The following is an 18,930-nucleotide window of genomic DNA, read 5'->3' as shown; positions in this document are numbered from 1 at the left end:
TGTCAGGAGTGATTCGCGTGGATCGTGTCGCGCTGCGTGGCCTGAAGGCGCGCGGGCACCACGGTGTGTACCCGCGGGAACGCGAGGAGGGCCAGACCTTCATCGTGGACCTGGTCCTCGGCCTGGACACCCGGGCGGCCGCGGCCGACGACGACCTGGCGAAGACCGTGCACTACGGCATCGTGGCGGAGGAGGTCGTGGCCGTCGTCGAGGGCGAGCCGGTGAACCTCATCGAGACGCTCTCCGAGCGCATCGCCCAGGCCTGCCTGAAGCACGACGGCGTCCTGGAGGTCGAGGTCACGGTCCACAAGCCGGACGCCCCGATCACCGTCCCGTTCGACGACGTGACCGTCACCATCACCCGGAGCCGCGCATGACCCCCCACAGCGACCCCACCGTCCAGCCGGTCCCCACGTCCGTGGTGGAGCAGGTGGACGCCGCCGACACGACGCTCTCCAACCCCCAGCGCGCGGTGATCTCCCTCGGCTCGAACCTGGGCAACCGCCTGGAGACCCTCCAGGGCGCCGTCGACGCCCTGGAGGACACCCCCGGCCTGCGGGTCAAGGCGGTCTCCCCGGTGTACGAGACCGAGCCCTGGGGCGTCGAGCCCGGCTCCCAGCCGTCGTACTTCAACGCCGTGGTGGTCGTGAAGACGACGCTCCCCCCGGCCTCGCTCCTGGAGCGCGCGCACGCCGTCGAGGAGGCCTTCCACCGGGTCCGGGACGAGCGCTGGGGCCCGCGCACGATCGACGTCGACATCGTCGCGTACGCCGACGTGGTGTCGGACGACCCGGTCCTGACGCTCCCCCACCCGCGGGCGCACGAGCGGGCCTTCGTCCTCGCCCCGTGGCACGACGTCGAGCCGGAGGCACAGCTCGCGGGCCGCGGGCCGGTCGCGGAGCTGCTCGCCGGGGTCGGCCGCGAGGGCGTGGCGCCGCGCGTCGACCTGGAACTCCGGCTGCCCGAGTAATCGTTAGGTCCACAGCGCACGGATTCCGTGCCGCGGGCACAGCACGACGGCGCAGGACACCGGCACGACGGCACGACGGCACGACAAAAACGGCAAGGGACAAGAGGGGCGACCTCCGGAATGAAGCAATTGCGCGTGAGGATGCTGGCAGGCCTCTTCGCCGTCGCCGGAGTGCTGTCCTGGGCGGGGGCCCGGCTGTGGGACTCCGTGGGCACGCTGCCCCGGGTGCCACTGGCCGCGCCCATCGTCCTCGCGCTGATCGCCGTGGTGCTGCTCGCCACGGCGATCTCGCTGCGCGCGCGTCTGAAGGCCCAGCGGGAGCGGCGGCCCGGCGCGAAGGGCGTCGAGCCGCTGATGGCCGCCCGCGCGGTCGTCTTCGGTCAGGCCAGCGCGCTGGTCGCCGCCCTCGTCTGCGGGATGTACGGCGGCGTGGGCGTCTTCATGCTGGAGTTCCTGGACATCCCCGCCCGCAGGGACCAGGCGTACTACGCGGGCTTCTCGGTCCTCGCGGGCATCGGCGTGATAGCGGCCGCCTTCTTCCTGGAGCGGGTCTGCAGGCTCCCGGAGGACAGCGACGACGAACACGGCGGGGCAAGCCCCGCCGTGTGACACCGACACCGCCCGGGCGCCGACAAGGCATCGAACAGACACCCGCTGACGCCCACTGACGATCGCGCGTGCCGCGCCTGTCGCGCCTGTCGCGCCTGTCGCGCCTGTCGCGCCTATCGCGCCTATCGCGCCTATCGCGCCATGATCAGGCTCATCGCCTCATTGCGCGTCGCCGGGTCCCGCAGCTGCCCCCGCACCGCCGACGTGATCGTCTTCGCGCCGGGCTTGCGGACACCCCGCATGGTCATGCACATGTGCTCGCACTCGACCACGACGATGACCCCGCGCGGCTCCAGTATCTCCATCAGGGAGTCCGCGATCTGCGTGGTCAGCCGCTCCTGGACCTGCGGGCGGCGGGCGTAGACGTCGACGAGCCGGGCGAGCTTGGACAGGCCGGTGATCTTGCCGTCGGAGGACGGGATGTACCCGACGTGGGCGACGCCGACGAACGGCACGAGGTGGTGCTCGCAGGAGCTCATCACCTCGATGTCCTTCACCAGGACCATCTCGTCGTGGCCCAGGTCGAACGTCGTCGTCAGAACGTCCTCGGGCGTCTGCCACAGACCGGCGAATATCTCCCGGTAGGCCCGCGCCACCCGCCCAGGCGTCTCCCGCAGGCCCTCGCGGTCCGGGTCCTCGCCGACCGCGATCAGCAGCTCCCGTACGGCGTTCTCGGCCCGCTTCTCGTCGAACTCACCGATCGTGCCCTCGCCGTCCAGCGTCACGGGGTCGGTCATCTGTGCCTCGTTCCTGGGTCCTGTGTTGCGGACGGCCGAAAAGAGCCGCGCCCCCCAGGCTAGAACCTGGGGGGCGCGGCATCCATTCCGGGCCTGGTGGAGCGCCCGGGACGGGATGTTGCTCAGCTCTCGGGGCGGTCCTCAGGGGCCACCTCGAGGGACTGGGTGTCGCTCGTGCCGGTCGCACCGGTCGCTCCGGCGGTCACCGCGGGGGTGGCACCGTTCGCGCCGTTCGTCAGCGACAGTTCCTTCGGCGAGAGCACCGGCGGGCGTGTCGACGGCGTACGCCGGGTGGAGCCCGTCCAGGCCGGACGGGCCGGGCGCTTGACGATCGGGGCGAAGATCTCCGCGATCTCCTCCTTGCCGAGCGTCTCCCGCTCCAGGAGCTGGAGGACCAGGTTGTCGAGAACGTCGCGGTTCTCGACGAGGATCTCCCAGGCCTCGTTGTGCGCGGTCTCGATGAGCTTCTTGACCTCTTCGTCGACCAGCGCCGCGACCTCTTCCGAGTAGTCCCGCTGGTGCGCCATCTCGCGCCCGAGGAACGGCTCGGTGTTGTCGCCGCCGAACTTGATCGCGCCCAGACGCTCGGTCATGCCGTACTGCGTGACCATCGCGCGAGCGGTGGCCGTGGCCTTCTCGATGTCGTTGGCGGCACCGGTGGTCGGGTCGTGGAAGACCAGTTCCTCGGCCGCGCGCCCGCCCAGCATGTATGCCAGCTGGTCGAGCATTTCGTTGCGCGTGGTCGAGTACTTGTCCTCGTCCGGCAGGACCATGGTGTAGCCGAGGGCGCGGCCGCGCGACAGGATCGTGATCTTGTGGACCGGGTCCGAGTTCGGAGACGCCGCCGCGACCAGGGCGTGTCCGCCCTCGTGGTACGCGGTGATCTTCTTCTCCTTGTCGGACATGATCCGGGTCCGCTTCTGCGGGCCCGCCACGACGCGGTCGATGGCCTCGTCCAGCATGTGGTTGTCGATCAGCTTCTGGTTGCTGCGCGCGGTGAGCAGCGCGGCCTCGTTCAGCACGTTCGACAGGTCGGCGCCCGTGAAGCCCGGCGTGCGACGGGCGACCGCGCCCAGGTCGACGTCCGGGGCGACCGGCTTGCCCTTCTGGTGAACCTTGAGGATCTCCAGACGGCCCTGCATGTCCGGGCGGTCGACGGCGATCTGCCGGTCGAAGCGGCCGGGGCGCAGGAGCGCCGGGTCGAGGATGTCCGGGCGGTTCGTGGCGGCGATCAGGATGACGCCGCCCTTCACGTCGAAGCCGTCCATCTCGACCAGCAGCTGGTTGAGCGTCTGCTCGCGCTCGTCGTGGCCACCGCCGAGACCGGCACCGCGGTGTCGGCCGACGGCGTCGATCTCGTCGACGAAGACGATCGCCGGGGCGTTCGCCTTGGCCTGCTCGAAGAGGTCACGCACTCGGGAGGCACCGACACCGACGAACATCTCGACGAAGTCGGAACCCGAGATCGAGTAGAACGGGACGCCCGCCTCGCCCGCGACGGCGCGCGCGAGCAGGGTCTTGCCCGTACCGGGCGGGCCGTACAGCAGCACGCCCTTGGGGATCTTGGCGCCGACGGCCTGGAACTTCGCCGGCTCCTGGAGGAACTCCTTGATCTCGTGGAGTTCCTCGACGGCCTCGTCGGAACCCGCGACGTCGGCGAACGTCGTCTTCGGGGTGTCCTTGGTGATGAGCTTCGCCTTGGACTTGCCGAAGTTCATGACTCGGCTGCCGCCGCCCTGCATCTGATTCATCAGGAACAGGAACACGACGACGATGAGGACGAACGGGAGAAGGGACAGCAGGATGCCGACGAAGGGGTTCTGCTTCGACGGGGAGACGGTGTAACCGTCCGGGATCTGCTTGTCCTCGTATTTGGCCTGCAGCGTCTTGGCGAGCTCGACGCCCTGGTCGCCGATGTAGCTCGCCTGGATCTTGCTGCTGCCCTTGACCTTCTGGCCGTCCTTGAGCTCCACCTTGATGGTGTGATCGTCACCGGTGGTGAGCTTGGCCGACTCGACCTTGTTGTCGGCGATGGCCTGCACGACCTGGCCGGTATCCACCGTCTTGTAGCCACCGGACGAACCGACGACCTGCATCAACACGACCACGGCAAGGACGGCCAGCACAATCCACATGACTGGCCCACGGAAGTATCGCTTCACGTCCATCCACACGGAGCGATGCCGCTCCGTACCTCCTGCCATAGTGAGATTGATAAAGACTGTTCTTCGGACGGTACCCCAGCATTGTCACCCGAAGCCGCACGGGACGGCTGGCAAACCCGCCTCTCCATGCTCCAACGGCGGGACGCGGCTGAGGGTTCCCGGGAAGTCAGCCGCCGTACACGTGCGGAGCCAACGTTCCGACGAACGGGAGGTTGCGGTACTTCTCGGCGTAGTCGAGGCCGTAACCCACGACGAACTCGTTCGGGATGTCGAAGCCGACCCACTCCACGTCGATCGCGACCTTCGCGGCCTCCGGCTTGCGCAGCAGCGTGCACACCTTCAGCGAGGCGGGCTCGCGCGAGCCGAGGTTGGAGAGCAGCCAGGACAGCGTCAGGCCGGAGTCGATGATGTCCTCGACGATCAGGACGTGCTTGCCCTTGATGTCGGTGTCCAGGTCCTTGAGGATGCGGACCACGCCGGAGGACTGCGTACCGGCGCCGTAGGAGGACACCGCCATCCAGTCCATCGTGAGCGGCGTGGACAGCGCGCGCGCCAGGTCCGCCATGACCATCACGGCGCCCTTGAGCACACCGACGATCAGCAGGTCCTTGCCCGCGTACTCCGCGTCGATCTTCGCGGCCAGCTCGGCCAGCTTCGCGTCGATCTCTTCCTTGGTGATGAGCACCGACTGAAGGTCGGTGCCCATGTCGTTCGCGTCCACCCGTATCACTTTCGGTCGTCCCACCGGCCGGTCGGGAAAACGCTCCCCAGTCAGCCTTGCCGGATGACCAGTCTGCCACCCTGCCGCTGTGCGACGACTTTGCCCGGGAGATTGATGGCTCCCTGGCCGCGCCAGCCGGTGATCAGCCGGTCCACCTCTTCGATGTGCCGGGCGAACAGCGCGCCGGCCGGGGCGCCCGCCTCGATGGCCGCGCGGCGCACGATGCGGCGGCGCACCGCGGGCGGCAGCGCGAAGAGCTTCGCGCACTCCAGGAGGCCCCCGGCGTCCCGCACGGACGACTCGGCCTGGGCGGCCCAGGCGTCGAGGGCGTCCGCGTCGTCGCGGGAGAGCTGCGCGGTGCGCGCGAGGGCTTCCACGACGCCCTTGCCGAGCGCCTTCTCCAGGGCGGGCAGGCCTTCGTGCCGCAGCCGGGAGCGGGTGTAGGCGGGGTCGGCGTTGTGCGGGTCGTCCCAGACCGGCAGGGACTGCACCATGCAGGCCTTGCGGGCGGTCTGGCGGTCCAGGTGCAGGAACGGCCTGCGATAGCGGCCACCGGCCCCGGAGACCGCGGCCATGCCCGACAGGGAGCGGATGCCGGAGCCGCGGGCGAGGCCGAGCAGAACCGTCTCGGCCTGGTCGTCGCGGGTGTGGCCGAGCAGGACGGCGGCGGCGTCGTGGCGCTCGGCGGCGTCGTCGAGGGCCGCGTACCTCGCGTCGCGGGCGGCGGCCTCGGGGCCGCCGTCGCGGCCGACGTGCACCACCAGGGACTCGACGGGGTCGAGGCCGAGCGCGGTCATGCGGGTGACGACCTCGGCGGCGCGCAGGTCGGAGCCGGGCTGCAGGCCGTGGTCGACGGTCACCGCGCCGGCTCGGATGCCGAGCTTGGGGGCTTCGAAGGCCAGTGCGGAGGCGAGCGCCATGGAGTCGGCGCCGCCGGAGCACGCCACGAGCACGAGCGGCGGGGGCGGCTCGTGCGGGAGGTGGGGGGCGGCGGGGTGCGGGGTGAGGGTGCGCCGGGTGGCTACGTCGGTCAGTACGTCGTGAAGTACGCGGCGGACCGCCAGGCGTATCGCCGCGACCGCAGGATGGGGACCCATTCCGGTTGGTTCCCTTCGTGAAGTTCGGGGGGTGAGCCTCAGTTCAGTCACTCAGAGTGTGTCGATGGTGACAGAACCGAGCCGTTACCCGAGCATTGCACGCCTACCCATGGCTCACGGTCCCTCGGACGGGTGATTGCGGGGGCGTTCTCCTGCCGTCGGCCGCGTCTGTTCGCTCAGTCTGCCTTACGGTGCACCCGCGCGACCCAGTCCGCCGGTTTGGCGATCTCCGCCTTGGTGGGAAGCGTGTTCGGGGAAGTCCACACGCGGTTGAAGCCGTCCATGCCGACCTCCTCCACGACCGCCCGCACGAACCGCTCGCCGTCGCGGTACTGCCGCAGCTTGGCGTCGAGGCCGAGGAGCTTGCGCAGCGCCTGGTCCAGGCGGCTCGCGCCGCGCTGGCGGCGCTCCTTGAACTTCTCCCTGATCTCGGTCACGGACGGTACGACGTCGGGGCCGACGCCGTCCATCACGTAGTCCGCGTGCCCTTCGAGCAGGGACATCACCGCGGTCAGGCGGGCCAGGATCTCGCGCTGGGCCGGGGTCTGGACGAGCTCCACGAACGTGCGGCCGCTGTCGCCGTCGTCGTCCGCGCCGTCCGTGCGGCCGCCCGCCAGGCTCTGCGCGGCCTCGCGGACGCGTTCGAGGACGGTCATCGGGTCGACCTCGGTCTCGCCGAGGAACGACTGGATCTCGCCCTCCAGGTGGTCGCGCAGCCACGGCACGGACGAGAACTGGGTGCGGTGCGTCTCCTCGTGCAGGCACACCCAGAGCCTGAAGTCGTGCGGGTCCACGTCCAGTTCGCGCTCCACGTGGACGATGTTCGGTGCCACCAGGAGGAGGCGGCCGCCGCCGTTGCCGCCCGCGGGGAGTTCGCGGGTCGCCGGGGCGAAGGTCTCGTACTGGCCGAGGACGCGCGACGCCAGGAAGGACAGGAGCATGCCCAGCTCCACGCCCGTCACCTTGCCGCCGACCGCGCCCAGGACCGCGCCGCCCGGGCCGCCGCCCCTGCGGTCCTTCATCTTCTCCAGGAGCGGCTTGAGCACCTCCCTGAAGCCCGCCACGTTCGCGCGGACCCAGCCCGCGCGGTCCACGACCAGGACGGGGGTGTCGTGGGTGTCCTCCGTGCCCATCCTCGTGAACGAACGGACGTGCGCCTCCGAGGACTTGGCGTGCTTGCGGAGCTCCGCGACGACCGCGCGGGCCTCGTCCCGGCTCACCTCCGGGCCCGGCCGCACGAGCCGGGTCGCGGTCGCCACCGCGAGATTCCAGTCGACCATCTCCGCACCACCGAGGCTCGTCATGCGTCAACGGTACGTGGTTGGCTGCGCCCGCGTACGGGGTTGGGGGCGCCGTTGTCCCACCGGACGGGTCGGGGTCGGTGCCCCCGGGGTGGGTGGGGTTGCCGCCGTCCGGCGCGGTGGGGTCGGCCTGTGGGGTGCCCCTCCCCCGTCGTCATGGCGCCGTCGGACTCGGGCTAGGCGTCCCGGCCCGCCAGTGCCGACGCCATCGCGTCCAGTGCCGACTGGGCGCCCTGGGGATCCGTCGTCCCCGTGGTCATGAAGGCGAAGGCCAGGAGGCGGCCGTCGGGGTCCACCACTGTGCCGGCGAGGCTGTTGACGCCGGTGAGGGTGCCGGTCTTGGCGCGGACCACTCCGGTGCCCGCGGAGGCGTCGGGGTAGCGGTTGACGAGGGTGCCGGTGAAGCCGGCGACGGGCAGGCCCGTCACCACGGAGCGCAGTTCGGGCCGGCCGGGGCCTGCCGCGTGCTTGAGGAGGGCGGCGAGGAGCCTCGCGGAGAGCCGGTCGTCGCGGTCGAGGCCGCTGCCGTCGGCGAACTCGGCGCCGTCGAGGGGCAGTCCGAGCTTGTCGAGCCGCGCCCGTACCGCCCGGGACGCCCCCTTGAAGCTGGCGGGCTCGCCCCCGGCCACCGCGGTCTCGCGGGCGAGGGCCTCGGCGATGTCGTTGTCGCTGTGCGTCAGCATCCGCTCGACGAGGGCGGACATCGGCTGCGACCGGGTCCGGGCCAGCTCGGCGGCCTCCTCGGGGGCCCTGCCGGACTTCGGGTCGGCCTTGAGGCCGATGCCGCGTTCGCGCAGCAGGTTGGCGAAGTTGTGCGCCGCGTCCCGCGCGGGCTCGGCGGTGCGCGCGGCGGGCCCCGATGAGGAGTCGTCGAGGCGGCCCTCGTCGGCCATCAGGGCGCTGACGGGGGCGATGTTCTCGTTCGGGCCGATGGGGTGCTGCGGCGGCCCGGAGTAGCGGGAGGTGTCGTACGACAGGGAGACGTCCTGGTCGGCGCCGCGCTTCTTGAGGGCCTTCGCCGTGTCGTCGGCGAGCTCGCGCAGGCTGGCGGACTCGTCGACGTACCGGCCCTCGCCGCGGGCGGTCAGGGTCGGGTCGCCGCCGCCTACGAGGACGACGTCGCGGGAGTCACGGCCGATGACCGTCTTCGTGGTGAGGCGGTGGTCGGGGCCGAGGGCCGAGAGCGCCGCGACCGCCGTGGCGATCTTCGTGGTCGACGCGGGCGTCAGGCCCCGGCCCGAGCCCTTGCCGTACAGACGCTTGCCCGTGGCCACGTCCACGACCACACCGGACCGCTCGGGGCCGAGCTTCTTGTCGTCCATGAGGGGGCGCAGGACGTCCGCGAGCCGCCTGCCGCCGGTCTCCGGCGCCTTGCGGGCGGAGCGGCCGAGTCCGGCGAGTACGGAGGGCGCGCTCGGGGCCGCGTTCGGGGCCCCGCCACCGGCACCACCGGCGTGATCTGCGCCACCCCCGGCTTCCCGGGAAGCCGCCAGGTCCCGCTCGGCCGTACGCTGGCCGGAGGAGTCCCAGGGGCCGGCCGCGGCGATCGCCACGGCCGCGACGACAAGGCCGACGGCGGCCGATGCCGCCGTGAGCTGCCAGGTCCTGAGTTTCGCGGGAGGCTTGACGGCAAGCCGCCTCAGAAGCTGCAGCAGCTTTTCAGGCTGCTGCCAAGGCTTGCGCTCGTCCACGACGACCTGCCCCTTTCGCGATCACACATCTGCGTGAGGGACACTTAACCACCCGAAGTATGTGCTGATCATGGAGGAGCCACCCGTGGAGTTCGACGTCACCATCGAGATTCCGAAGGGTTCGCGGAACAAGTACGAGGTCGACCACGAGACCGGCCGTATCCGCCTGGACCGTCGACTCTTCACGTCCACCAGCTACCCGGCGGACTACGGCTTCGTCGAGAACACCCTCGGCGAGGACGGCGACCCGCTGGACGCACTGGTCATTCTTGACGAGCCGACCTTCCCGGGCTGCCTCATCAAGTGCCGCGCGATCGGCATGTTCCGCATGACGGACGAGGCCGGCGGCGACGACAAGCTGCTCTGCGTCCCCGCGTCGGACCCGCGCGTGGAGCACCTGCGCGACATCCACCACGTCTCCGAGTTCGACCGCCTGGAGATCCAGCACTTCTTCGAGGTCTACAAGGACCTGGAGCCCGGCAAGTCCGTCGAGGGCGCCGACTGGGTCGGCCGCACCGACGCCGAGGCCGAGATCGAGGCCTCGTACAAGCGCTTCGAGGCCCACGGCGGCCACTGAGCCCCAGCCTCGCCGACGGGCCGCGTGACCTCTCCGAGGGGGCACGCGGCCCGTTCGCGTGCGCCGACAGATGCGTGCGCATACTCGCGTGCCTCGTGCGCATACTGACGTACGTAGGGTGCGCACACACGTACGTACACAGGAACGAGGCATCACCCCGTGGCAGAGGTGGAGGAGGACCGCAAGCCGCAGTCGGACGAGGCGCACAGCGCCTTCGCCCCCGTCGGCGGTGTCGACCAGGCGACCGCACCGGAGGAGGACCACCCGTCGTCGGAGTTCACGATCCCGACGGGTCTGCGGATCCCGCAGCTGCCCGAGGACAAGGAGTCCTCGGCGTTCACGCCACCTCCTTCGTACGACGCCCAGCAGCCGCCCGCCTTCACCCCGCCCGGCGGGATCCCCGTGGTCCGGCTGGTCAAGGAGGCGCCGTGGCAGGACCGGATGCGCACGATCCTGCGCACGCCGGTGGCCGAGCGCCCGGCGCCGGAGCCGACGCAGCGGCACGAGGACGACGAGGGGCGCGCCGTGCCGCGCGTCCTGGACCTCACCCTGCGCATCGGGGAGCTGCTGCTCGCGGGCGGTGAGGGCGCGGAGGACGTGGAGGCGGCGATGTTCGCCGTCACGCACTCCTACGGCCTGGACCGCTGCGAGCCGAACGTCACGTTCACGCTGATCGCGATCTCGTACCAGCCCTCCCTCGTGGACGACCCGGTGACGGCGTCGCGCACGGTACGCCGCCGGGGCACCGACTACACGCGTCTGTCGGCCGTCTACCGGCTCGTGGACGACATCAGCTCCGAAGACGTCGACATCTCCCTGGAGGAGGCCTACCGGCGCCTCGCGGAGCTCCGCCGCAACCGGCACCCCTACCCGGGCTGGGCGCTGACGGCCGCGGCCGGGCTGCTCGCCGGTTCGGCGTCCGTGCTGGTCGGCGGTGACGTCCTGGTGTTCGTGGCGGCCGCGCTCGGCGCGATGCTGGGCGACCGGCTCGCGTGGCTGTGCGCGGGGCGCGGGCTGCCGGAGTTCTACCAGTTCGTGGTCGCGGCGATGCCCCCGGCCGCGATGGGTGTGGCGATCAGTCTGCTCGACCTGCCGGACGTGAAGGCGTCCGCAGTGATCACCGGTGGTCTGTTCGCGCTGATCCCCGGGCGGGCGCTCGTCGCGGGCGTGCAGGACGGCCTGACCGGCTACTACATCACCGCCGCCGCCCGCCTCCTTGAGGTCGGGTATCTGATCGTCGGGATCGTCTGCGGCGTCCTGATGGTGCTCTATCTGGGCGTGACGCTGGACGCGGGCCTCAACCCGGAGACGTCGATCCACTCCTCCGACCGGCCGTGGATCCAGATCCTCGCGTCCATGTCGCTGAGCCTGGCCTTCGCCATCCTGCTCCAGCAGGAACGTTCCACCGTGCTCCTGGTGACGCTGAACGGCGGGGTGGCCTGGATCGTGTTCGGTGCCCTCGCCCGCACCGGGGGCATCTCACCGGTGGCGGCGACGGCGGTCGCGGCCGGGCTCGTGGGCCTGTTCGGCCAGCTCCTGTCGCGCTACCGGTTCGCGTCCGCGCTGCCGTACGTGACGGCGGCGATCGGGCCGCTCCTGCCCGGTAGCGCCACGTACTTCGGGCTTCTTGAGATCGCCCGGAACAACCTCAACCCGGGGCTCGCCTCGCTCTCCAAGGCGGCGGCCCTGGCCCTCGCCATCGCGATCGGCGTGAACCTGGGCGGCGAGCTGTCCCGGCTGTTCCTCAAGGCGCCGCGGGTGGCCGGGGGCCAGAAGGGCCGCCGCGCGGCCAAGCGGACGCGCGGCTTCTAGGGCTTCTTCTCGTACGCTCCGGCCGGGTCGGCCTAGTACCCGTTCCGGCCCTGCTGGTCGGGCTCCTCGGGGTACGGGGGCTGCTGGCGGCCCAGGTACTGGGTCTGGTGGTCCGGGTACTGCTGCTGTCCCAGGTACTGCGTCTGGTGGTCCGGGTGCTGGGGCTGCTGGGGCTGGTACTGACCGGGGTCGGCGGGGTCGGCGTACTGGCCCGCGTACTGCTGGTCGCCGTACTGGCCCTGATAGTGCTGCTGGTCGGGTGCCTGGCCGCCGTACTGCGAGCCGTACTGCTGCTGGTCGTACTGGCCCTGGTACTGGCCGCCGCCCGCGGGGGCGCCGTACTGCTGCTGGGGCTGCCGGCCGTCGTACTGTCCCTGCTGGCCCTGGTACGGGTACGAGGGCTGCTGCGCCTGGAACTGCTGGGCGTCCCTGTGGCCGCCGTACTGATCGCCCTGGCCGCCGTACTGTCCCTGCTGGCCCGGGTACGGCGACTGGGGCTGCTGGGCCTGGAACTGGCGGCCGCCGTCCGCCGGGCCGTCCTCCTGGGACCGCGCGGCCCGGGCCGGGGCCTGCGCGGCCTCCTTCTTGCCCTTGGAGCGGGCCCGCAGGAACTCGATGATGATCGGGACCACCGAGATGAGGACGATCAGGATCAGGATCGCCTCGATGTTCTTGTGGACGAACTCGTGCTTGCCGAGCCAGGCGCCGAGCAGCGTGACGCCCGCGCCCCACAGGACGCCGCCGATGACGTTGAACGTGATGAACGAGCGGTACCGCATGCCGCTGACGCCCGCGATGATCGGCGTGAACGTCCGCACGATCGGCACGAAGCGGGCCAGGACCAGGGACTTCGGGCCGTGCTTCTCGAAGAACTCATGCGCCTTGACCACGTTCTCCTGCTTGAAGAGCTTGGAGTCCGGGCGGTTGAACAGCGACGGGCCGACCTTCTTGCCGAAGAGATAGCCCGCCTGGTCGCCGAGGATCGCGGCGATGACGATCAGGATGCAGGCCAGCCACAGCGGGGTGTCCAGCTTGTTCGTCGTGATCAGCAGACCCGTGGTGAACAGGAGCGAGTCGCCGGGCAGGAAGAAGCCGATGAGCAGGCCCGACTCGGCGAAGACGATCAGGAGCAGGCCCCAGAGTCCGAACTGGTTCAGCAGGTAGTCCGGATCCAGCCAGCTTGGTCCGAGCGCAAGCGTCGTCACGGTTCCGGGCTCCTGTGGGTGTGAGGGGGTGCGGCGGTGGGGCTCTGCGGGCGGGCCGTGCGGTGTGATGGCATCGGTCGCCGCCCAAAGTTACCAACGCGGGGTGACGCGGGCAGGTTCCACCGGTTCCCCCCAGGTTCCCCCGGGAGCCGGGGGACGCGCCAGCCACCCTGAGGCCAAGCTCGCGCCCCCCGGGGACCACGGGACGCCCGGGACGTCCCCCGGGCCCCGGGGAGGCGCGGTCACTCGCCCCCGGCGCCCGCGCGGGCGGTGTTCGCGTGGATCGCGTCACGCATGTACACGGCGAGGCCCGGCCGGATGGCCTCGTACGTGGCCGTGAAGCGGGCGTCGGACACGTACATGTCGCCGAGGCAGCTGTGCAGCTCGTGCGCGCAGTCGTAGTAGCTGGAGCAGATGAAGCGGCGGTGCTCCTCCGCCACGTCCATCGCCGCCGCGGAGCCCGCGGGCTCTCCGGCGGCCAGCAGGTCGCCCATGCGCGCGTGGATCGCGTCCAGCTCCTCGGTCAGCCGCTTCCAGTCCTCCTTGGTGTACGCGGCGGTGCGGCGCTGCGACTCGGCGTACGCCTCGGTGTCGCCCCAGCGGCGCTCCACCTCCTCCGCGTGCTCGTCGGGATCGAAGTCTCCGAAGACCTCGAACTTCTCCTCGGGCGTGAGATTGATGCCCATGCGTCTCGCCTCCATGGCGGTCTCCACGGCCGCGACCATCTGCTGCAACTTGGCGATCCGGGCGGACAGCAGGTCGTGCTGGCGGCGCAGGTGCGCGCGCGGGTCCGCGTCCGGGTCGTCGAGCAGGGTCGCGACCTGGTCGAGGGGGAAGCCGAGCTCCCGGTAGAACCGAATCTGCTGCAGCCGGTCCAGGTCATCGTCGCTGTAGCGCCGGTGGCCCGCGTGGCTGCGCTCGCTGGGCGCGAGCAGGCCGATCTCGTCGTAGTGGTGCAGCGTGCGCACCGTGACCCCGGCGAAACCGGCGACCTGTCCCACGGAGTAGCTCATGGTTTCCGCCCTCTCCTGCTCGGTACGCGTCCCAGCCTGAGTCCTCACGTCACGTGAGGTGCAAGCCCAAAGGCTCGGCCATATCCTCCCGAAAGGGACAGCACCCGAGCCTCGGCCGGAAGGATCCTCGATGCCCCTCCATCACGGCCCCGACCGGCCCGACGACCGGTCCCTCTCGGTGAACCCGTTCTACGGCGAGGCGAACCCCGTCGGCGGCATGACCCAGGCCCCGCCGAAGCACCGGCTCCCCGACGGGCCCCTGCCCCCCATGACCGCGTACCAGCTCGTCCACGACGAACTCATGCTGGACGGGAACTCCCGCCTCAACCTCGCCACCTTCGTCACCACCTGGATGGAGCCGCAGGCCGGGGTCCTGATGGCGGAGTGCCGGGACAAGAACATGATCGACAAGGACGAGTACCCGCGCACGGCCGAGCTGGAGCGGCGCTGCGTCGCGATGCTCGCCGACCTGTGGCACGCCCCCGACCCCGCGACGGCCGTCGGCTGCTCCACCACCGGCTCCAGCGAGGCCTGCATGCTCGCCGGGATGGCGCTCAAGCGCCGCTGGGCGCGCCGCAACGCCGACCGCTACCCCTCCCGCGAGGCCCGGCCCAATCTCGTCATGGGCGTCAACGTGCAGGTCTGCTGGGAGAAGTTCTGCGAGTTCTGGGAGGTCGAGGCGCGGCAGGTGCCCATGGAGGGCGACCGGTTCCACCTCTCCGCCGAGGCCGCCGCCGCGCTCTGCGACGAGAACACCATCGGCGTCGTCGCCGTCCTCGGCTCCACCTTCGACGGCTCCTACGAACCCGTGGCCGACGTCTGCGCGGCGCTCGACGCCCTCCAGGAGCGGACCGGGCTCGACATCCCCGTCCACGTCGACGGGGCCTCCGGGGCGATGGTCGCGCCCTTCCTCGACGAGGACCTCGTCTGGGACTTCCGGCTTCCTCGCGTCTCGTCGATCAACACCTCCGGGCACAAGTACGGGCTCGTCTACCCCGGTGTCGGGTGGGCGCTGTGGCGTACGCCCGCCGAGCTGCCCGACGAACTGGTCTTCCGCGTCAACTATCTCGGTGGGGACATGCCCACGTTCGCGCTCAACTTCTCCCGGCCCGGGGCGCAGGTCGTCGCCCAGTACTACACCTTCCTGCGGCTCGGGCGGGAGGGCTTCCGGGCCGTCCAGCAGGCCTCCCGGGACGTCGCCCGGGGGCTCGCCACCCGGATCGAGGCTCTGGGGGACTTCCAACTGCTCACCCGGGGGGACGAGTTGCCCGTTTTCGCCTTCACCACGGATGCGGGCGTGGGCGCCTTCGACGTCTTCGATGTCGCTCGGCGGTTGCGGGAGCGGGGGTGGTTGGTGCCCGCCTATACGTTTCCGGCGCACCGTGAGGACCTGGCCGTGCTGCGGGTCGTCTGCCGCAACGGCTTCTCCTCCGACCTCGCGCAGCTCTTCGTGGAGGACCTGGTCCGACTCCTCCCGGAGCTGCGGAAGCAGCCGCATCCGCTTACGCGGGATCGGGGGGTTGCTACGGGGTTTCATCACTAGGGGTGGGGGCCCTGCCGGGGGCTCCCCAAGCCCGCCCCTTCCCGGCTGTGTCGATTTGCGGCTCCGCCGCGTGGGGGGCTCCGCCCCCAGACCCCGCTCCTCAAACGCCGGAGGGGCTGTATATCTCGCCGGTGCGGCAAGGTTTCAGCCCGTCCGGCGTTTGAGGACGAGGCGCGAAGCGCCGACAGCGGGGGTCCAGGGGGCGGCAGCCCCCGGTTTCGGGAAGGGGCGGGATTGGGGAATGCCCCGCAGGGCCGCCCCGCGTCCTACTTGCTCAGCGCCCCGAACCTCCGTACCGCCAGCGGCAGGAACACGCCCACCAGGGCCAGGGGCCAGGCGACCGCCAGGAGTTCGGCGTGGTCGGCGGCCCAGGACGTGCCGGTCACGCCGGGGTCGTTGCCGAAGAGGTCACGGACGGCCGTGGCGGCCGCGGACATCGGGTTCCACTCGACCGCCGCACCGAGCCAGTCGGGCATGTTCTGCGGGACGGTGAAGGCGTTGGAGAGGAACCCGACGGGCCAGACGAGGATCTGCACGGCCACGACGAGCTCGGGCTTGCCGGCGACCATGGCGAGGTAGATGCCGAGCCACAGCATGGCGAACCGCAGGAGCATGAGGAGCCCGACGGCGCCGAGGACCCCGGCGAACGACCCGTGCCAGCGCCACCCGATGGCGAGCCCGACGCCCATCATGACGATGAGGGAGGCGAAGGACTGGAGCATGTCGGCGACGGAACGGCCCACCAGGACGGCCCCGTTGGTCATCGGCATGGACCGGAAGCGGTCGATGACGCCCTTGTTGAGGTCGGTGGTGACGGCGACCATCGTGGCGTCCAGGCCGAAGACCATGGTCAGCGCGAACATGCCGGGCACCAGGAACTCGGCGTAGTCGCCCTGGATGCCCTTGCCGCCGCCGATCAGGTAGTTGAACATCAGCAGCAGCATCACCGGGAAGGCGAGCCCGACGACGACCTGCACGGGCTGGCGCGCCCAGTGGGCGAGTTCGCGCCGGGACATGGTCCAGGAGTCGGTGAGGGCCCAGCCGATCCGGGAGCCGCCCGCCCCGGCCGGAGCTGTCGGCGTACCGGTTGTCGTACTCACACGGCCTCCTTCGTGCGTTCCTGGTCCTCCGTGCGCCCCGTGAGGCGCAGGAACACCTCGTCCAGGGTCGGCCTGCGCACCGCGATGTCCTCGGCCTCGATGCCCGCCTCCTGGAGCGCCCGTACGACCCGGGTCAGGGCATCCATGCGGTCGATGACGGGCGCGCTGACGAGGCGCCGGTCGGCGTCGACCGTCGCGTCGTCCGACGCGCCGGGCAGCAGCCGGGCCGCCCGCACCAGCTCGGCCGCGTCGCGCACGACGACGTCGATGCGGTCGCCGCCGAGCTGGGCCTTCAGGTCGTCGGCGGTGCCCTCCGCGATGACCTTGCCGTGGTCGACGAGGGAGATGCGGTCGGCCAGCTGGTCGGCCTCTTCGAGGTACTGCGTGGTCAGGAGCACCGTCGTGCCCGCGCCGACCAGGGAGCGCACCGCGTCCCACACCTCGGCGCGGCCGCGCGGGTCGAGGCCCGTCGTGGGCTCGTCCAGGAACAGCACCTCCGGATCCGTGATCAGTGAGGCGGCGAGGTCCAGGCGGCGCCGCATGCCGCCGCTGTACTGCTTGACCGCCTTGCGGCCGGTGTCCGCGAGGCCGAAGCGGTCGAGGAGCTCGCCGGCCCGCACGCGCGCGTGGCGTGCGCCCAGGTGGTAGAGGCGGCCGAACATCTCCAGGTTCTGGTGGCCGCTCAGCTCCTCGTCGACGGCCGCGTGCTGGCCGAGCAGACCGATGCGGCGGCGCACCTCGTGCGCCTGCCGCCCCGCGTCGTACCCGGCGATCTCCACACGCCCCTCGTCCGCCCGGAGCAGCGTGGCCATGATCCGCACCGCCGTGGTCTTCCCCGCCCCGTTCGGCCCGAGCACGCCGTGCACCGTGCCGCGCGCCGCCACCAGGTCGAGCCCGTCCAGGGCCCGCTTCTCGCCGTACCGTTTCCGTGCGCCTTCGACGACGATCGCGTCCGTCATCCGACTCCTTCCGGGGTTCACCACTGCCCAGCCCATGCAAGTAGTCAAGCTTGACTACCTTGCGAGCCTCGAAGGTACTGCCCGCTTCCGAATTCGTCAAACTTGATTAGTTAGAAATTTTCTTGTCACCCGGGAGGCGCCGCCACGCTCAAGCGTCGTCGCCCTCGGGCCCACCGCACTCAGGTGTCGTCGCGCTCAGGCGTCGTCGCCCTCGTGCCGCTTCCCCGTCGCGAACGGGTTCTCCTCGCCCTCCGCGAGCACCCCGACGAAGGGCTCACCCTCACCGGCGAAGGTGTACGCGCCGCCCTCGATGCGCTCGATCAGGCCGCGCGTCCACGTGGCGCCCGTGTCGGCCTGGTGCAGCCAGAGGTTCATGATCTCGCCGATGTGGCCGAGCTGTTCGGGCCCGTCCTCGGGGGTGTAGTACTCGGTGACGGACGCGCGCCAGTCACCCAGACCACGGATCCGCTGCTCCAGCAGGTCGATCACCTCGGCGCGCGGCAGGTCGACCATCAGGCCCACCGCGGCCGAGAGCATGTCGGGCTTCTGGTTGTACGCCGAGACCAGCGCCTCACGGAGCAGGTCGAGGAACTCCTCCGTGCCCTTCTCCGTCATCTCGTACTCGGTGCGCGGCGGGCCCCCGGCCGTGGACGGCGCGGTCTCGTGCTCGTACAGCAGGCCTTGCTTCGCCATCTGCTTCAAGGCGTGGTAGATCGAGCCCGGCTTGGCGTTGGACCACTCGTGGGCGCCCCAGTACTCCAAGTCGTTGCGGACCTGGTAGCCGTGGGCCCGCCCGTGCTGACGGACGGCCCCCAGGACCAGCAGCCGGATCGCCGACATTCACCACACCTCTCCGAGACAGCCAATCAACTTTGACTAGCGTATCCCTGGTCCATCGCCACCAGCTCGAAGGCCGTCTTGCCGTCCAACGACTCCCTGACGATGTCGGCGTGCCCGGCGTGCCGCCCGATCTCCTCGACCAGGTGCAGCATCAGCCAGCGCATCGACACGGCGCCGTCGTCCGGGAACCACGGCTGGTCCGGCAGCGGGAAGGTGTCGTCCAGGCTCGGCACCGCGCGGATGAACGCGTCCGTCTCCGCGGCCACCCCGGCCCAGAACGCGAGGACGTCGGCGAGCGTCTCGCCCTCGACGAGGCGGAAGCTGTCGCCCCAGGTCTCCTCGGTGCGCTGGCGCTCGTTGGGCTTCTGCTGGGCCAGGCGCAGCCAGTTCAGCTCGGTCTCGGCGACGTGCTTGACCAGGCCAGCGAGGCTCAGCTCGCTGGCGCTCGGCCGGCCGGACGCCTGCGCGTCGCTGAGGCCGAGCACCGAGCGGCGGATGCCGCCGCGCTGCGCCTCGACGAAGGCGATGAGTGCGCCGCGCTCGTCGCCGGGAGCTTCCGCGTTGACGTGGGTGACCATGGTGTCCGCCTC

Annotated in this window: 18 protein-coding genes; 6 read left to right on the top strand and 12 right to left on the bottom strand. The window is 70.9% G+C overall.

What is annotated here, in order from left to right; translation table 11 throughout:
- Window positions 1-17 precede the first annotated feature (17 nt).
- The 3 genes from folB (at window position 18) to ACZ6AA_RS15635 (ending at window position 1,579) form a co-directional block, all read left to right on the top strand.
- Window positions 18-377: a dihydroneopterin aldolase gene (gene folB / locus ACZ6AA_RS15645; RefSeq protein WP_468460093.1), complete on the top strand. Its 360-nt coding sequence runs from the start codon at window positions 18-20 to the stop codon at window positions 375-377.
- Window positions 374-970: a 2-amino-4-hydroxy-6-hydroxymethyldihydropteridine diphosphokinase gene (gene folK, locus ACZ6AA_RS15640; protein WP_030361051.1), complete on the top strand. Its 597-nt coding sequence runs from the start codon at window positions 374-376 to the stop codon at window positions 968-970. Before folB ends, folK begins: the two co-directional genes overlap by 4 nt.
- Before the next feature lie 120 nt (window positions 971-1,090).
- Window positions 1,091-1,579: a DUF3180 domain-containing protein gene (locus tag ACZ6AA_RS15635; RefSeq protein WP_468460095.1), complete on the top strand. Its 489-nt coding sequence runs from the start codon at window positions 1,091-1,093 to the stop codon at window positions 1,577-1,579.
- A 131-nt stretch (window positions 1,580-1,710) separates the two neighbouring features.
- On the opposite strand, the gene folE is transcribed toward ACZ6AA_RS15635, so the two are convergent.
- The 6 genes from folE to dacB form a co-directional block, all read right to left on the bottom strand.
- Window positions 1,711-2,316, bottom strand: coding sequence for a GTP cyclohydrolase I FolE (gene folE, locus ACZ6AA_RS15630; RefSeq protein WP_468460097.1), 606 nt, complete (start codon window positions 2,314-2,316; stop codon window positions 1,711-1,713).
- A 122-nt stretch (window positions 2,317-2,438) separates the two neighbouring features.
- Entirely contained in the window at window positions 2,439-4,484 is a 2,046-nt protein-coding gene (ftsH, locus tag ACZ6AA_RS15625; RefSeq protein WP_468482973.1) for an ATP-dependent zinc metalloprotease FtsH, read from the bottom strand.
- A 163-nt stretch (window positions 4,485-4,647) separates the two neighbouring features.
- Window positions 4,648-5,187: a hypoxanthine phosphoribosyltransferase gene (hpt, locus tag ACZ6AA_RS15620; RefSeq protein WP_030361055.1), complete on the bottom strand. Its 540-nt coding sequence runs from the start codon at window positions 5,185-5,187 to the stop codon at window positions 4,648-4,650.
- Window positions 5,188-5,252: 65 nt separating this feature from the next.
- Window positions 5,253-6,299, bottom strand: a complete 1,047-nt coding sequence (gene tilS, locus ACZ6AA_RS15615) for a tRNA lysidine(34) synthetase TilS (RefSeq protein WP_468460099.1) — start codon at window positions 6,297-6,299, stop codon at window positions 5,253-5,255.
- A gap of 176 nt (window positions 6,300-6,475) precedes the next feature.
- Window positions 6,476-7,603: a zinc-dependent metalloprotease gene (locus tag ACZ6AA_RS15610; RefSeq protein ID WP_468460101.1), complete on the bottom strand. Its 1,128-nt coding sequence runs from the start codon at window positions 7,601-7,603 to the stop codon at window positions 6,476-6,478.
- Between the two features lie 173 nt (window positions 7,604-7,776).
- The gene (dacB, locus tag ACZ6AA_RS15605; RefSeq protein ID WP_468482945.1) at window positions 7,777-9,291 is read right to left on the bottom strand and encodes a D-alanyl-D-alanine carboxypeptidase/D-alanyl-D-alanine endopeptidase; all 1,515 of its coding nucleotides are present in this window, start codon (window positions 9,289-9,291) and stop codon (window positions 7,777-7,779) included.
- An 85-nt stretch (window positions 9,292-9,376) separates the two neighbouring features.
- Between dacB and ACZ6AA_RS15600 the strand changes: the two genes are divergently transcribed.
- Both ACZ6AA_RS15600 and ACZ6AA_RS15595 read left to right on the top strand, forming a co-directional pair.
- On the top strand, window positions 9,377-9,868 hold the full coding sequence (locus tag ACZ6AA_RS15600) for an inorganic diphosphatase (protein WP_030361059.1): 492 nt from the start codon (window positions 9,377-9,379) through the stop codon (window positions 9,866-9,868).
- Window positions 9,869-10,027: 159 nt separating this feature from the next.
- On the top strand, window positions 10,028-11,680 hold the full coding sequence (locus ACZ6AA_RS15595) for a threonine/serine exporter family protein (protein ID WP_468460105.1): 1,653 nt from the start codon (window positions 10,028-10,030) through the stop codon (window positions 11,678-11,680).
- A gap of 32 nt (window positions 11,681-11,712) precedes the next feature.
- On the opposite strand, the gene ACZ6AA_RS15590 is transcribed toward ACZ6AA_RS15595, so the two are convergent.
- Together ACZ6AA_RS15590 and ACZ6AA_RS15585 are read right to left on the bottom strand one after the other, a co-directional pair.
- Complete coding sequence (locus ACZ6AA_RS15590) at window positions 11,713-12,885, bottom strand: DedA family protein (RefSeq protein WP_468482944.1); 1,173 nt, start codon at window positions 12,883-12,885, stop codon at window positions 11,713-11,715.
- Between the two features lie 242 nt (window positions 12,886-13,127).
- Entirely contained in the window at window positions 13,128-13,898 is a 771-nt protein-coding gene (locus tag ACZ6AA_RS15585; RefSeq protein ID WP_471458414.1) for a MerR family transcriptional regulator, read from the bottom strand.
- 130 nt (window positions 13,899-14,028) lie between these two features.
- Here ACZ6AA_RS15585 and ACZ6AA_RS15580 point away from each other — a divergent pair, with 130 nt between their 5' ends.
- Window positions 14,029-15,441, top strand: coding sequence for a glutamate decarboxylase (locus tag ACZ6AA_RS15580; protein WP_471458412.1), 1,413 nt, complete (start codon window positions 14,029-14,031; stop codon window positions 15,439-15,441).
- A gap of 266 nt (window positions 15,442-15,707) precedes the next feature.
- Here ACZ6AA_RS15580 and ACZ6AA_RS15575 read toward each other — a convergent pair whose 3' ends face one another.
- From ACZ6AA_RS15575 to ACZ6AA_RS15560, 4 genes are all read right to left on the bottom strand, one after another.
- Window positions 15,708-16,541: an ABC transporter permease gene (locus ACZ6AA_RS15575; protein WP_468460113.1), complete on the bottom strand. Its 834-nt coding sequence runs from the start codon at window positions 16,539-16,541 to the stop codon at window positions 15,708-15,710.
- A complete protein-coding gene (locus ACZ6AA_RS15570) occupies window positions 16,538-17,500 on the bottom strand; it encodes an ATP-binding cassette domain-containing protein (protein ID WP_468460115.1) in 963 nt (320 codons plus the stop codon). The genes ACZ6AA_RS15575 and ACZ6AA_RS15570 overlap by 4 nt, the downstream gene beginning before the upstream one ends.
- Window positions 17,501-17,695: 195 nt before the next feature.
- Window positions 17,696-18,340: a PadR family transcriptional regulator gene (locus ACZ6AA_RS15565; protein WP_468482942.1), complete on the bottom strand. Its 645-nt coding sequence runs from the start codon at window positions 18,338-18,340 to the stop codon at window positions 17,696-17,698.
- A 26-nt stretch (window positions 18,341-18,366) separates the two neighbouring features.
- A complete protein-coding gene (locus ACZ6AA_RS15560; protein ID WP_471458410.1) occupies window positions 18,367-18,918 on the bottom strand; it encodes a DinB family protein in 552 nt (183 codons plus the stop codon).
- Between the last annotated feature and the right edge of the window lie 12 nt (window positions 18,919-18,930).

The sequence above is a fragment of the Streptomyces sp. NPDC040610 genome (genome assembly GCF_055594065.1).
Note: the sequence above shows the minus strand (reverse complement) of the source record. Positions and strands in the feature narration are given on the sequence as shown.

Coding starts and splice junctions, on each gene's coding strand:
- ACZ6AA_RS15560 (WP_471458410.1), bottom strand. CDS start 18,918: ATGGTCACCCACGTCAACGCGGAAGCTCCCGGCGACGAGCGCGGCGCA.
- ACZ6AA_RS15570 (WP_468460115.1), bottom strand. CDS start 17,500: ATGACGGACGCGATCGTCGTCGAAGGCGCACGGAAACGGTACGGCGAG.
- ftsH (WP_468482973.1), bottom strand. CDS start 4,484: ATGGACGTGAAGCGATACTTCCGTGGGCCAGTCATGTGGATTGTGCTG.
- folK (WP_030361051.1), top strand. CDS start 374: ATGACCCCCCACAGCGACCCCACCGTCCAGCCGGTCCCCACGTCCGTG.
- ACZ6AA_RS15565 (WP_468482942.1), bottom strand. CDS start 18,340: ATGTCGGCGATCCGGCTGCTGGTCCTGGGGGCCGTCCGTCAGCACGGG.
- ACZ6AA_RS15585 (WP_471458414.1), bottom strand. CDS start 13,898: ATGAGCTACTCCGTGGGACAGGTCGCCGGTTTCGCCGGGGTCACGGTG.
- tilS (WP_468460099.1), bottom strand. CDS start 6,299: ATGGGTCCCCATCCTGCGGTCGCGGCGATACGCCTGGCGGTCCGCCGC.
- ACZ6AA_RS15610 (WP_468460101.1), bottom strand. CDS start 7,603: ATGACGAGCCTCGGTGGTGCGGAGATGGTCGACTGGAATCTCGCGGTG.
- ACZ6AA_RS15580 (WP_471458412.1), top strand. CDS start 14,029: ATGCCCCTCCATCACGGCCCCGACCGGCCCGACGACCGGTCCCTCTCG.
- folE (WP_468460097.1), bottom strand. CDS start 2,316: ATGACCGACCCCGTGACGCTGGACGGCGAGGGCACGATCGGTGAGTTC.
- ACZ6AA_RS15635 (WP_468460095.1), top strand. CDS start 1,091: ATGAAGCAATTGCGCGTGAGGATGCTGGCAGGCCTCTTCGCCGTCGCC.
- hpt (WP_030361055.1), bottom strand. CDS start 5,187: ATGGGCACCGACCTTCAGTCGGTGCTCATCACCAAGGAAGAGATCGAC.